This window comes from uncultured Streptococcus sp. (assembly GCF_963456385.1).
Taxonomy (GTDB): Bacteria; Bacillota; Bacilli; order Lactobacillales; family Streptococcaceae; genus Streptococcus.
In genome coordinates this window covers 1-13120 of sequence record NZ_CAUOLF010000028.1, presented here as the reverse complement: position 1 = coordinate 13120, position 13120 = coordinate 1, and the positions used below count along the sequence as shown (strand labels likewise).

The following is a 13120-nucleotide window of genomic DNA, read 5'->3' as shown; positions in this document are numbered from 1 at the left end:
AACTCTATGTCAAATATTTATGATTTAGCCAATGAACTGAGCAGAAATCTGCGTGAGTTGCCTGAGTACAAGGCCGTCGCAGAAAGCAAGAAAGCAGTGGATGCTGATAGCGAAGCGAAGGGTATTTTTACAGATTATCTGGCTTTCCAGCAGGAGTTGCAACAGCTGGCTCAGACTGGTCAGGTACCGACTCAGGAGGTACAGGACAAGATGACTTCCTTTGGTGAGAAGATTCAGGGCAATGCTGTTCTTTCTGAATTCTTCAATAAGCAGCAGCAACTGTCCATCTATCTGGCGGATATCGAGCGTATTATCTTTGATCCGGTGCAGGATTTGCTTAAATAAGCTAATAAAAAGAAGAATCTGAGCTGAATACCCGGATTCTTTTTGCTTCAGCTAGGATTCCAGAAATTTTAAGAATTTCTGGTCTTTTTATGATAAAATAAGAAGCAATAAAGGAAAGTACGAGGTCACCTATGAAATTATCAACCAATGTAAGAGGCCTGAAGGGTCATATCCGCGTACCTGGAGATAAATCCATCAGTCACCGTTCCATTATTTTTGGCAGTTTGGCCAAGGGGGTCACTACTGTTCGTGACATTCTGCGAGGAGAAGATGTGCTGTCTACCATGCAGGTTTTTCGTGACTTAGGCGTGGATATTGAGGACGATGGAAATCTAGTCAAGATACATGGAGTAGGATTTGAAGGCCTGCAAGCACCGAAAAATAAGTTGGATATGGGTAATTCTGGAACGTCTATCCGTTTGATTTCTGGTGTTTTGGCTGGTCAGGATTTCGAAGCGGAGATGTTCGGTGACGACAGTCTATCCAAGCGTCCTATGGATCGGGTGACCATTCCTCTGAGGCAGATGGGAGTCGAGATTGCTGGTCGGACCGAGCGTGATTTACCACCGCTCAAGATGAAAGGCAGCAGGGAACTGCAGCCTATTCATTATCAGCTGCCAGTGGCTTCTGCTCAGGTTAAGTCGGCCTTGATTTTTGCTGCCCTGCAGGCTCAGGGAGAGTCGGTTATTATTGAAAAGGAAATCACCCGCAATCATACGGAAGATATGATTGCCCAGTTTGGCGGGCAGATTGAAGTCAATGGCAAGGAAATCCGCATTCAAGGTGGTCAGGAATTTACTGCTCAGGAAGTGACGGTTCCGGGTGACATTTCCAGCGCGGCCTTCTGGCTGGTGGCTGGATTGATTGTGCCGGACTCTAAGATTATTTTAGAAAATGTCGGCATCAATGAAACTCGTACAGGCATTTTAGAAGTCATAGAGGCTATGGGCGGACAAATGGTGCTGTCAGATGTCGATCCAGTAGCAAAGTCTGCAACTATCACTGTTGAGACGTCTGAGCTTAAGGGCACTGAGATTGGCGGCGAGATTATCCCACGCTTGATTGATGAGTTGCCGATTATTGCGCTTCTTGCGACTCAGGCTCAGGGACGGACTGTCATTCGTGATGCAGAGGAGCTCAAGGTCAAGGAAACCGACCGTATCCAGGTAGTAGCAGACGCTCTCAATAGCATGGGCGCAGCTATTACCCCGACGGAAGACGGCATGATTATCGAAGGGAAAACACTTCTTCACGGCGCACAGGTCAACACCCATGGTGACCATCGCATCGGGATGATGACGGCAATTGCTGCTTTGTTGGCTCAAAGCGGTCAGGTAGAACTTGAGAGGTCTGAAGCTATTAAGACCAGCTATCCAAGTTTCTTCAGCGACTTGGAGGGCTTGATGCATGGCTAAGATATTGCTGGGCTTTATGGGAGCCGGAAAATCTACAGTGGCCAGAGGCTTAGCCCAAGACTTTGTTGATATGGATGAACTGCTCTGTCAGAGGCTGGGCATGTCTATCAAGGACTATTTTGATCAGCATGGTGAAGCGGCCTTTCGGGCTGCTGAAGCCCAACTCTTGGCTGAGTTGATCGATACGGACTTAGTCGTCTCAACTGGCGGTGGTGTAGTCGCCAGCCCTGAAAATCGCAAATTACTGACTCAGAATGCTGACAATATCTACCTGAAAGCAGATTTTGAAACGCTCTATCAGCGAATCCAGCAGGATGCTGAGCAAGAGCGGCCCTTGTTCTTAAATCAGAGCAAATTAGACTTGCAGCAGATTTTTGAGCAGCGTCAGGCTTGGTATGAGGAAGTGGCGACCCAGATTGTCGATACGAGGCTCAAAAGCCCGCAGGAAATTATTGAGGAAATTCAATGAAAATAGCATTTTTAGGTCCTAGAGGCTCCTTTTCTCACCATGTAGCCCAAGCTGCCTTTCCCAGCGAGGACTTGGTGCCTTATCAGAATATCACCGAGGTCATGAAGGCTTATGAGGCTAGAGAAGTGGATTACTCGGTTGTTCCTGTGGAAAATTCCATTGAGGGCAGTGTCCATGAAACCTTGGACTATCTCTTTCATCAAGCAGACATTCAGGCAGTGGCAGAAATCGTTCAGCCCATTAAGCAGCAGCTTTTAGTTACTGATTTAGAAAAGCCAATTGAGAAAATATTTTCTCACCCGCAGGCTATTGCTCAAGGAAAGAAATACATCCGCCAGCATTATCCGCAGGCTGCCATTGAGGTGACTGCTAGTACGGCCTATGCAGCTCGTTTTGTAGCAGAGCATCCTGAAAAGAATTTTGCGGCTATTGCTCCGCGCACGGCTGCAGCAGAGTACGGGCTCAAAGTAGCAGCCAGTGACATTCAGGAAATGGAAGAAAATTATACCCGCTTCTGGATTCTGGGTCATGAGGTTCCTGAGCTTCGACTGACCAAGACAGGAGACAAGCAGACACTGGCTTTAACCTTGCCTGACAATCTGCCAGGTGCTCTCTATAAGGCTTTGTCGACCTTTGCTTGGCGAGGGATTGACCTGACCAAGATTGAGAGCCGGCCTCTAAAAACGGCTCTGGGAGAGTATTTCTTCATTATTGACATTGACAACGAGCAGAAAAAATTGGCGGATTTTGCCTATCAAGAGTTGACAAGTCTCGGAATTACTTATAAAATTTTTGGTAGCTACAGTGTGTTTCTGATTCAGGACAAGTAGCAATAGATTGGAGAAGAGATGAAGAAACCAGAAAATCTTAGCCATCATGAACGGCTCCGATTAGATTATCTCTATAAAAATTATTATTATCTAAATGATAAAGAAAAGAAAGAATTTGACTATCTGCGGCAGAAGTCCAAGGGGATTGGCAGTTCAGCCAGTGCGCCTGACCATGACGAGCAGTCGCATACAGTTAGCGACGCCTATGAGCAAGAGTCAGTGGAAATGGATTCTTCTGGCCTCTTGCCCAAGTACCCTGAGCGTTCTTCTCGCAGCAGAAGACAAAAGAAGGCGTCGGAAGCTCTGGCCGGAGCTGGTCTGGGACAAGACAAGTCCAAGAAACCCCGCAAAAAAATCCGCTTGAAACGAATTCTGCTTTGGGCAGGGATTTTCCTGCTGATGGTCTTGGGGGGCATGATTTTCATGTTTATCAAAGGCTTGACGACAGCACACAATGGCAATTCTAAACCGGCAGAAACGGAATTCTTTGACGGCAAGGATACTAAGGACGGAGTGAATATCCTCATTCTCGGAACAGATGGCCGGGTTGGTGACGACTCAACTGAGACGAGGACTGACTCCATTATGGTCTTGAATGTTGGTAATAAGGACCACAAGGTGAAATTGGTCAGCTTTATGCGTGATACCCTTATTCACATTGATGGCGTCAGCAATGAATACACTGATCCGTCACAGGCAGATTACTATGACCAAAAGCTCAATTCTGCCTACACGATTGGGGAGCAAAACCACAACCGCGGTGCAGACTATGTCCGCCAGATGCTCAAAGATAATTTCGATTTGGACATTAAATATTATGCACTGGTGGATTTCCAAACCTTTGCGACAGCTATTGATACCCTTTTCCCAAATGGCGTTAGCATGAATGCCCAGTTCTCAACGATTGATGGGGAGAAAGTGACTGAAGTTGAAGTGCCAGATGATCTGAATATGAAGGACGGTGTGGTGCCTAATCAAACAATCAAGGTTGGTCAGCAGCAGATGGACGGTCGAACCTTGCTCAACTACGCTCGCTTCCGTAAGGATGACGAGGGTGACTTTGGCCGGACCCGCCGTCAGCAGGAAGTTTTGACAGCTGTTTTTCAGCAGGTCAAGGATCCGACCAAGCTCTTTACCGGGTCAGAGGCCCTGGGTAAGGTCTTTGCCTTGACTTCGACCAATGTGCCTTACAGCTTCCTTTTGACTAACGGTCTCTCTATGGCAGGAGATTCCCGCAATGGGGTTGAGCGCCTGACGATTCCGGAAAACGGCGACTGGGTGGATACCTATGACATGTACGGTGGCCAAGGGCTCTTGATTGACTTTGAAGCCTATAAAGAAAGACTGCAGCAAATGGGTCTCAGATAAGATATATGATATAATGAAAGGTAGGATGATGTCCTGCTTTTTCTTTTGGGAAATGGCAGAGCGATAAAGCAGAAAGAGAAAAATATGTTAAAAAAGAATGATATGCTTGAAGTTGAAATCGTGGATCTAAGCCATGAGGGAGCAGGGGTGGCCAAGGCAGAAGGCCTGGTTTTCTTTGTGGAAAATGCCCTACCGGGTGAACTCATCCGCATGCGTGTGCTCAAGGTCAACAAAAAAATTGGCTTTGGCAAGGTAGAGGAATTTCTCCGTATTTCAGACCAGCGCAATGAAAATCTTGATATGGCCTATCTGCGTACGGGTATTGCTGACTTGGGGCATCTGAACTATCTAGCCCAGCTGGACTTCAAACGTAAACAGGTCAAGGACAGTCTCTATAAGATTGCTGGTTTGTCTGATGTTGAAGTGCCACCGACACTTGGTATGGAGCAGCCGCTGGGCTACCGTAATAAGGCTCAAGTGCCTGTCCGCCGTGTCAATGGCCAGCTGGAAACAGGATTTTTCCGGAAAAATTCCCATGATCTTCTGCCGATTGAAGATTTCTATATTCAGGACCCAATTATTGATCAAGTTATCCTTTTTACACGTGATTTGCTGCGTCGTTTTGACCTCAAACCTTACGATGAGCAGGAAAAGACTGGACTCATTCGCAATCTGGTTGTTCGCCGTGGTCATTATTCAGGAGAAATCATGGTAATTCTGGTTACAACCCGACCTAAAATATTCCGAGTAGAGCAGCTGATGGATCGCTTGACAGAGGCTTTCCCAGCTATTAAGTCCATTATGCAGAATATCAACGACCAGCCGGGCAATGCGATTTTTGGAAAAGACTGGCGAACGCTTTATGGTCAAGACTACATTACCGATCAGATGCTGGGAAATAACTTCCAAATCTCTGGACCAGCTTTTTACCAAGTCAATACCGAGATGGCAGAAAAGCTCTATCAGACAGCCATTGACTTTTCCGAGCTTACCTCTGATGATGTGGTGCTTGATGCCTACTCTGGCATCGGGACTATCGGTCTATCAGTTGCCAAGCAGGTCAAGCAGGTCTATGGTGTCGAAGTGATCCTTGAAGCTGTCGAAAATAGCCGAAAGAATGCGGCAATCAACGGCATTACCAACGCCAGCTATGTCTGTGCTCCTGCTGAAGAAGCCATTCAAAACTGGCTTAAAGAGGGCATCCAAGCGGATGTTATCCTAGTCGATCCACCGCGAAAAGGCCTGACCGAGAGCTTCATCAAAGCCAGCGTCAGCATGGAGCCCAAGAAAATCACTTATATCTCCTGCAATGTCGCCACAATGGCGCGTGATATCAAACTCTATCAAGAGCTGGGTTATGAACTGAAGAAAGTACAGCCGGTGGACTTATTTCCTCAAACGCATCATGTCGAGGCGGTATCACTGCTTGTACGAGCTGAGGTATCAGCGAAGTAGAAGTAGATGCTCCGCCCATGGGATAGGACTCGTAGAATGAGGAGGGGAACCGACGAAATGATACGGTAAGTCCGAACCGCTGAGTGTGTAGCTCTGCTAGTGAAAAACTAGGAATATTTAAGTGAAAGGCTTTATGAAGTCACTGGCAACAGTGGCTTTTTAGCCTTAGTGCGGATGTATCAAAGTAACCATGAACCTAATCCAGTGCGAACAAAACCCATTCACCTGCAAAGTATTCTGCAAGGAATGCGGAGGTCTATTTGGTCGAAAGAACTGGACAACCAGTAGAGGAAAGCGGCCTGTCTGGCAATGCAACAACCGATATAAGGTAAAAGGAATCCAGGGGTGCACTAATCGCCATATTGATGAAGAAACCCTGCAGCAGGCTTTCCTCAGGGCTATAGAGGTTCTTCGAGAAAATAAGGAAAAAGCTTGAAGGGAAGTGGGATAACTTTAGTGAAGAATAAAAGCTGGAGAAGTACCATGCGGCTAAATTAAAGGAGACACTTAATAGTAATCAGGAAGAATTCAATGGAAGGAAGATGTGCCAGGTTCTTGATAAAATTAGTCTTGGAGAAGACGGTAATATCTCTATCAAATTTTTAGAAGGAACGGAAGTCAATTTATAATGTAGAAAGATGATATTTTGATTATGGTGTTTTCAATAACCAATTTATTATAAAAGAAATGAATATAAAAATTCTAGCAACATGTTTGTCGCTAGAATTTTTGTAAGAGAGCGAAATTATCCAACTCCGATAACTAAGATTCCTTCAAGTATTACTAAAAATAAGCAAAAAAATGTTTTTTTATTCATAATAGCAACCTCTTTTCTTTTTCTTCTATGATATAATATTATTTAAGATACCGAAATAAATTCCCCTATACACAATTTAAGAGGTGCTTAAAATGAAATACGGAAAAATTTTTAAGAAATTTAGAGAATCAAGAGGACTGTCACTAAAAGATGTTTCCAAATCTGGAGTATCAAGTTCTCACTTGTCAAGATTTGAGCATGAAGAGGCTGATTTAACTATTACGAAATTCATTTTAGCACTGGAAGCAATTAATATGCCGATTGAAGAATTCATATATGCAACGCGCGATTTTCATAGAGATGACTTTAATGAATTGTTAGAGAAAATTCGTTTATTAGTAGCGAAGAGAGATATTGTTGGAATGGAAAATTTACTGATTAGTCTGTTGGAAAAGAGAGAGAAGAAAGGTCCTTTTTATGAGCTGAATACGATTTTGGTTAAGATTCGTTTACAAGACTTATCAGGAAAGATATATGTAACAGATCGAGATATTAGTTTTGTAAGTGAGTACTTATTTTCTGTAGAATACTGGGGATGTTATGAATTGTTGTTGTTTATGAATACATTAGACGTTTTAAATCATGAAACTATGATGGTTTTATCAAAAGAAATGTGCCATCGCTCTGAATTCTATAGAGATATTCCAAATAATCGTCGTTTATTATCAACTATGTTATTAAATGCCTACATAACATGTATTGAACGAAACGAGCTAATAGATGCTCTTTATTTTGAAAAGCAACTACAATTTTGTAACTTCTCAGAAACGGAAATTTATGAAAAATTAGTGTTTCATTATGCAAAAAATTTGTACGATTTAAAGAAAACACACAACCAACATGCTTTCATTGAGATGAGAAAATGTATAGCAGCAATGAAACTGGTAGATAGTCAACAGTTGGCGTGTACGTTTGAACACCATTTAAAAAAAGTGTTGAATGATTTAGAATAAACTGTGTATAAGGGAATTATTTATAGCACTCCTAAAAAGGTAGTATGATATCTATATCAAATATAGGAGGTGAAAATGATGGAAGAACTACAAGTTATTAACCTTGAAGACCTTTTAGAGTTTGATCAAGGCTATGTTCCTAATAATAACTGTGGACCAAGTCATTCTTGTGGCGGTGGTCGATAGTTTCTTCCGAGATGGGGAGAAATTCCCCATCTCTGTTTTCATTAAAGAGGATTACTATGATTAAAAAAATTGATACTGATTTTGGTACATATTATTTTGATTCTATTTCTTTCACTTTGTCTTCTTCACCTGAATATAAGAATACGTCGAATAATTCGGACTATATCGATGAAGGTATTTTAAAGAAAGTTGTAATAAATATTTCAAATAGCTGTAATCTCTCATGTTCATACTGCTATGCTGATGGTGGAAACTATGGCATGGACAATCGGATTATGGATTTTGATACTGCTGATAAGATAATCCAGGAAATTGTAAGTAAGGGAATTAAACAAATTAATCGATTAATACTTTTTGGAGGAGAGCCATTTCTAAATATTGAGTTGTTTGTATATTTTATTGAGAAATTATCTAAATTTTTAAATATATTAAAAGTTGAAACAGTCACTAATGGTACTGTTTTGAACCATCGTGTAAAGGAAATGTTGAATAAATTTCATCCTTATCTGACAATTAGTTTAGATGGACCAGAAGTTGTTCATGATAGGTTAAGGGGAAAAGGAAGTCACAGAAAGACCATGAGATTTATTGAGTATTTAAAAAATATTGATTATAATAATTTCGAAATTGCTTCAACGTATACTCGTATTCATCAAAAAAATGGTATTAGTAGAGAGGATATTTTCAAATATTTTACTGAGATGGATGTCCATTTTAATATTAATGATGTCTTTAGTAAAAATAAAGTACTTATTGTTAAAGAAATGGAAAAAAGTTTATCTGAAAGAAAAACTTTTATAGATGCATCTATTCAGAATGTAATTGACAATAATGAGAAAGCATTTATTAGCCCAATCTTATATGATGTTTTAATATCTATGATTTACAAGAGTACTAACCATACATTCTGCGATGATATTGATCCCTCCAATACAATAACTTTTGATGTAGATGGAAGTAAGAAATTATGCTTTAGGTTCTGGGGGAGTCATAATAGTCCAAATGCAGAAATGCTTAATAATAAAGATAATTTTTCGAAGTGTAAAGATTGTTGGTGTAGAGGTATGTGTATAGAATGTGTTGCCAATGTTATTGATGGTTATTCTACTGTCATTAACGAGAATGGAGAATTCATGGAGTGCCATAAGCCTGAACTTATGGAATATTGCATACAACAAATTATATACCTTTCTAGAGATAAAGAGCGACTATCTAAGTTGGTAAATAACTTCAGGAGGTTTATACGCTATGCTTAGATCCTATGTGACTAAAAAGTATTTATTCTTCTATTTTGTGGCGATTATGATTACTTGGTTGGAAGCTGTTATTACACCAGCTTTGATTCAGTATATTGTCTCTAGTTTTACCAATCACCAGTTGCATTTGCTGTGGCAGGTCTTGATTTGGGGAATTGTGGGGAATTTGATTCTCTTGCTTGGTTTGGCGGGTAAACGCTATTACTACGCACGAGTGCTGACGGACTTCAAGTTGGGCATTAAGCAGGCTATCTTTCAGACTTTCTTATATAGCCGTCGGATAGCAGATGAAGAGGTTTTGTCCGACCTGGAAAATGATGTGAAACAGCTAGAAGATAATTATATTGAGCCTACTGTCATTATCATTTCTTCTTTTGGATTTACAACTGTCTCTATCTGTTATGCTCTCTGGACTAATTTTTATCTGGGTTTGCTCTTTATCATTTTTTATTCGATACCTGTCCTTTGTAGTAGCATAGGTTCCAAACGCTTGGATGCGATTTCTGAGCAGAAGTCCATGGCTAACCAAAGCTATGTTTCTCAAGTGACTAATATGATTGCGGGTGCTCGTTCCATACGCCATTATCTGGGACAAAGAATGTTTTACAAACTGTTTTCCAAAGATTTACACAAGGCTTTAGAGCAAGAAGTCGCCTATGAAAAGCAACGGACTTTAAACAGTCTCTTTATCAATGGGATTGATGCCTTTTGCTCGGTCGCACCTATTGTCATTGGTGGTTTCATGACCTATTATAATTACCTATCTGCAGCCAGCTTTGTTGGGATTTACCTAGTATCGCACAATATCGGCTACCAATTTCAGGAGTTATCTTACTTTATCAATACTAGAAAATCAGCCAAGTCTCTCTGTGATAAATATCAAAACTTGCTGGGAGAGAAGTTGACAATGCCTACTGTTCTTAAAGGTTCCGTCTTTCCTATCCAGCTAGAGCGAGTCAGCGTAGAGCGTGATGGTCAAGAAATATTAGCCCCTTGTGTTCTCACCATTGAGGAAGGGGAAAAGATTGCCATTATCGGAGAAAGCGGGTCTGGGAAAACAACCTTACTGAACCTAATCTATGGTGAAATCAAGCCTAGTCAAGGTCGGATTCACTACCATGGACAAGAGCTAAATTCGGATGAACTCTATCAGGCAGGAGCCTACATTCTCCAGTCCAGTCATGTCTTTGATGGATTGACACTAGAAGAAAATATTGCTTTGGGACAAGAAATAGATTCCGTGAGGATGGAGGAAATCCTGCAGCAAACCGGTTTGAAAGCTCTCCAAGGCAAAACACCCAGCAATCAAACCCTGTCAGGTGGTGAGAAGCAGCGGTTAGAAATTGCCCGCGCGCTCTATCACAATCGCCAATTTATCCTGGCTGATGAGGTCAAGGCCAATCTAGACCTTAAAAATCAAGAGAAAATCAGTCAGCTTCTCTTCTCTCTCCCACAAGCACTTGTGGAAGTGATTCATCACTATAGCGAAGAGGACTTGAAGCGCTATGATAAGGTTATAAAACTGGTGAGATAGGTGGGACATAGATTTCAGAAAGGAGTGGCAGAGGCCACTCTTTTTGTGGATTGGAAAATAAGATGTTTTCTATTTATAGGTTATAGGCGTTTATTACTGAAAATCTGATTTAATTTTCAACTTTTTTTCTGTTTAGTGAACAATTTATGGGATAATATACTTTAAAAATTTGTTGACAGATTATAATCTTAGCAGTATACTAAAACTGTCAAATTAGGACGTTTTCAAGGGTAACTAATAGCCACCTATATATTCTTGGTCTTAAAACCAGAAAGGAGGTGAGAGCTATGAACTTGACTGTCTTGATTGACTGGAAGTTCGTTGTTGCCCTTGGTGCAACTGCAGTTGGCATAATTTTCGCTATGAAAATTGATGAGTCTGCAGTTGAGAGAGTTTCGATTCATGCGATTGAAGCTAGTAAGGAGTACGCAGTTTCTATTAACAGTAATTGTTGACTCCTATACTTAAAAAGGGCACATAATCTTATGATTATATGCCTTTTTAGTTTGATATAAATATTTAATGGTGAGAAATAAAATGAAAAGAATTAATTGTAGAGATATTTATAAAGAAGAAACTGAAAGATTCATAAAATCACTTAAACGTTTCAGAGAAGCGTGGATGAGCTCACATTCAAACTGGAATGAAGAACTTTTTCAATATGCGGATGATGATTACTATTTTTATCGTTTTTGTGTTGACAGACAAGAAAATACCACCGAGCAGTTATTGATTAATATAATTTGTCGGGTAATGATAGAATATGAGGTAGCTATTGAGGATTCTGGAAATTCTCCTTTTAACTTCATACTCTACTATAATAATAAAAAAATTGGGTTTAGATTTAACGATTTTTACGACTATGGAGATGTTAACAAAATTGTCGAGGAACTTAATCTTGATGGGGCTGTAATACTTAGAACTTGGAAAGTTTCTGATAGATCGGTTGACTGGATATCACATGAGAACAAACAGTACGAGGAGGATGGACTAAAATTAAGAGCAGTATCCATTCATGACTTTTATAAAAACCAATTTGGAGAAGAAGAATACAGAGCATTCATTGCTTCAATAGATGATTATTTAAAGGCTACGAGAGAGATTACAGGTTATCAGTCTATAAGTTTTCTTTCTACTATGAATCTTGCTTCCCTAAAGCTATTTGAGGAAAAGATTCTTGCTGAGTGGGATTATAAAAACTAGAGATACCAGATTATTGACGTGAACAATGAATTAGTTCGAAACTATTTATATATTTCACATGATAACACTATTAATGATAATTTTGAAGATATGGAAAAAGCTTATGTAGCAGGTGAACTGTATAGGACAATGGTTGGTGCTAATGAATATGCCGAGAGTTTTATTACATCAGAATGGCTTTATTATTCCCTAAAAGAAAAAAAGAACTTTGATTATACGTCGGTTATCAGTGGATATTTGAAATCCATTGAACAGTTATTGTATCAGATTGTAATGCTGAACATCGATAACAATTGTAAGATAGCCATTAAAAATAATTTACTAAAAAAGGTATATAATAAGAATATCACAGCTTATGAGTCAACTGGTAAAGGTTTTAAGAAGCTTTTAGTAAAAAGAAATGGTAAAGGTTATGAATTTACGCAATATCCTTATATAGACTTTACTAGTCTTCAGAAAGAATATATGGATAGTTCAATTGGGGCATTTGAACACTTCTTACGAAATAATAAGAATATTTTTTCAAACCCACAAAAAGCAAAATTGATTGCTGATATGATTAGTTGCTTTAGAATTGAATGCCGTAATGGTTTCTTCCACACGCATAATCTTAATGATTGGAATTTGGTTGATAAAACGCGACAGAATGCTATTTATCTATATTTCACTCTTTTAGGATCTTGCATAATTCCTGAAGAGAAAAAATATGAGTTAGCAATCCTGGAACATGATGAATTTGACAATCTTTGCAGGAAAATTCGTGGATTCAAACATTACAGTGAGAATTTTATTTTTGAATATGATGATGGCAAAAAACAGAAAGTAATATATGACTTCCTCAATAACACCGCTGAATTTAATGATGATGGTATAGAACACTATGAAAGACTGTTATTTTATAAAGTGGAATCTTTTGAGGGTGCACTTGAGAAGCTTGATGAAGGGATTAGAGAAAATCAGAAACTTTATCTTACAAGAGATAACTTGCCAAGAAAAATCTATGTAGTTCATAAAAAAATGCGAAATTTTGAATTGGAAGAACTGTTATTCTGAAGGCAGCTTGAGCCTCATAAAGATTTTTAAACAGACTTCGAAATTAACACTTACGTTTAATAGTTTAATTCAAATCTTCAGAGGGATATCATTTCGTTTCATAGTATTGGGAATAACAGTCAAGACATGTTGAGTGTGTGGCTCTGCTCTTCCGATCTGAGACAGTCGAAAAGTAGAAGGAGATGGTATTGGTATCAATCAATGAGTAACAAAGTAACAGCATGATTCGAAACATT

At 39.9% G+C, this 13120-nt stretch carries 12 protein-coding genes and 1 pseudogene; all 13 read left to right on the top strand.

The features are described 5' to 3' along the window. The first annotated feature begins 6 nt into the window (after positions 1-6). The 13 genes and pseudogenes from RP262_RS10335 (at position 7) to RP262_RS10275 (ending at position 12884) form a co-directional block, all read left to right on the top strand. The gene (locus tag RP262_RS10335) at positions 7-345 is read left to right on the top strand and encodes a YlbF/YmcA family competence regulator (RefSeq protein WP_061591608.1); all 339 of its coding nucleotides are present in this window, start codon (positions 7-9) and stop codon (positions 343-345) included. A 131-nt stretch (positions 346-476) separates the two neighbouring features. Continuing rightward, complete coding sequence (gene aroA / locus RP262_RS10330) at positions 477-1760, top strand: 3-phosphoshikimate 1-carboxyvinyltransferase (protein ID WP_311155094.1); 1284 nt, start codon at positions 477-479, stop codon at positions 1758-1760. Continuing rightward, positions 1753-2229 (top strand): shikimate kinase, encoded by a 477-nt coding sequence (locus tag RP262_RS10325; protein ID WP_311155093.1) that lies wholly within the window; start codon positions 1753-1755, stop codon positions 2227-2229. The genes aroA and RP262_RS10325 overlap by 8 nt, the downstream gene beginning before the upstream one ends. Beyond that, entirely contained in the window at positions 2226-3059 is an 834-nt protein-coding gene (pheA, locus tag RP262_RS10320; RefSeq protein ID WP_002930906.1) for a prephenate dehydratase, read from the top strand. Before RP262_RS10325 ends, pheA begins: the two co-directional genes overlap by 4 nt. Before the next feature lie 18 nt (positions 3060-3077). After that, entirely contained in the window at positions 3078-4427 is a 1350-nt protein-coding gene (locus RP262_RS10315; RefSeq protein WP_311155092.1) for an LCP family protein, read from the top strand. Between the two features lie 84 nt (positions 4428-4511). Further along, positions 4512-5882 (top strand): 23S rRNA (uracil(1939)-C(5))-methyltransferase RlmD, encoded by a 1371-nt coding sequence (rlmD, locus tag RP262_RS10310; RefSeq protein WP_311155091.1) that lies wholly within the window; start codon positions 4512-4514, stop codon positions 5880-5882. A gap of 196 nt (positions 5883-6078) precedes the next feature. Next, positions 6079-6511, top strand: a pseudogene (locus tag RP262_RS11210) (zinc ribbon domain-containing protein); the annotation flags it as partial. Positions 6512-6791: 280 nt separating this feature from the next. Continuing rightward, a complete protein-coding gene (locus tag RP262_RS10300; RefSeq protein WP_311155089.1) occupies positions 6792-7652 on the top strand; it encodes a helix-turn-helix domain-containing protein in 861 nt (286 codons plus the stop codon). Between the two features lie 242 nt (positions 7653-7894). Continuing rightward, positions 7895-9094 carry a radical SAM protein gene (locus tag RP262_RS10295; RefSeq protein ID WP_311155088.1) on the top strand — a complete coding sequence of 400 codons (1200 nt, stop codon included), beginning with the start codon at positions 7895-7897 and terminating at the stop codon, positions 9092-9094. Continuing rightward, positions 9087-10628 (top strand): ABC transporter ATP-binding protein, encoded by a 1542-nt coding sequence (locus tag RP262_RS10290; protein ID WP_311155087.1) that lies wholly within the window; start codon positions 9087-9089, stop codon positions 10626-10628. The genes RP262_RS10295 and RP262_RS10290 overlap by 8 nt, the downstream gene beginning before the upstream one ends. 287 nt (positions 10629-10915) lie before the next feature. Continuing rightward, a complete protein-coding gene (locus RP262_RS10285; RefSeq protein ID WP_002918774.1) occupies positions 10916-11083 on the top strand; it encodes a hypothetical protein in 168 nt (55 codons plus the stop codon). An 82-nt stretch (positions 11084-11165) separates the two neighbouring features. Further along, positions 11166-11831 carry a hypothetical protein gene (locus RP262_RS10280; protein WP_311155086.1) on the top strand — a complete coding sequence of 222 codons (666 nt, stop codon included), beginning with the start codon at positions 11166-11168 and terminating at the stop codon, positions 11829-11831. Positions 11832-11921: 90 nt separating this feature from the next. Further along, entirely contained in the window at positions 11922-12884 is a 963-nt protein-coding gene (locus tag RP262_RS10275; protein ID WP_311155085.1) for a hypothetical protein, read from the top strand. The last annotated feature ends 236 nt before the right edge of the window (positions 12885-13120 follow it).

Bases quoted from the DNA above. Each gene is read 5' to 3' on its own strand.
- RP262_RS10285 (WP_002918774.1), top strand. From the start codon at position 10,916: ATGAACTTGACTGTCTTGATTGACTGGAAGTTCGTTGTTGCCCTTGGT.
- RP262_RS10280 (WP_311155086.1), top strand. From the start codon at position 11,166: ATGAAAAGAATTAATTGTAGAGATATTTATAAAGAAGAAACTGAAAGA.
- RP262_RS10300 (WP_311155089.1), top strand. From the start codon at position 6,792: ATGAAATACGGAAAAATTTTTAAGAAATTTAGAGAATCAAGAGGACTG.
- rlmD (WP_311155091.1), top strand. From the start codon at position 4,512: ATGTTAAAAAAGAATGATATGCTTGAAGTTGAAATCGTGGATCTAAGC.
- RP262_RS10295 (WP_311155088.1), top strand. From the start codon at position 7,895: ATGATTAAAAAAATTGATACTGATTTTGGTACATATTATTTTGATTCT.
- aroA (WP_311155094.1), top strand. From the start codon at position 477: ATGAAATTATCAACCAATGTAAGAGGCCTGAAGGGTCATATCCGCGTA.
- RP262_RS10275 (WP_311155085.1), top strand. From the start codon at position 11,922: ATGGAAAAAGCTTATGTAGCAGGTGAACTGTATAGGACAATGGTTGGT.
- RP262_RS10325 (WP_311155093.1), top strand. From the start codon at position 1,753: ATGGCTAAGATATTGCTGGGCTTTATGGGAGCCGGAAAATCTACAGTG.
- RP262_RS10290 (WP_311155087.1), top strand. From the start codon at position 9,087: ATGCTTAGATCCTATGTGACTAAAAAGTATTTATTCTTCTATTTTGTG.
- RP262_RS10335 (WP_061591608.1), top strand. From the start codon at position 7: ATGTCAAATATTTATGATTTAGCCAATGAACTGAGCAGAAATCTGCGT.
- RP262_RS10315 (WP_311155092.1), top strand. From the start codon at position 3,078: ATGAAGAAACCAGAAAATCTTAGCCATCATGAACGGCTCCGATTAGAT.
- pheA (WP_002930906.1), top strand. From the start codon at position 2,226: ATGAAAATAGCATTTTTAGGTCCTAGAGGCTCCTTTTCTCACCATGTA.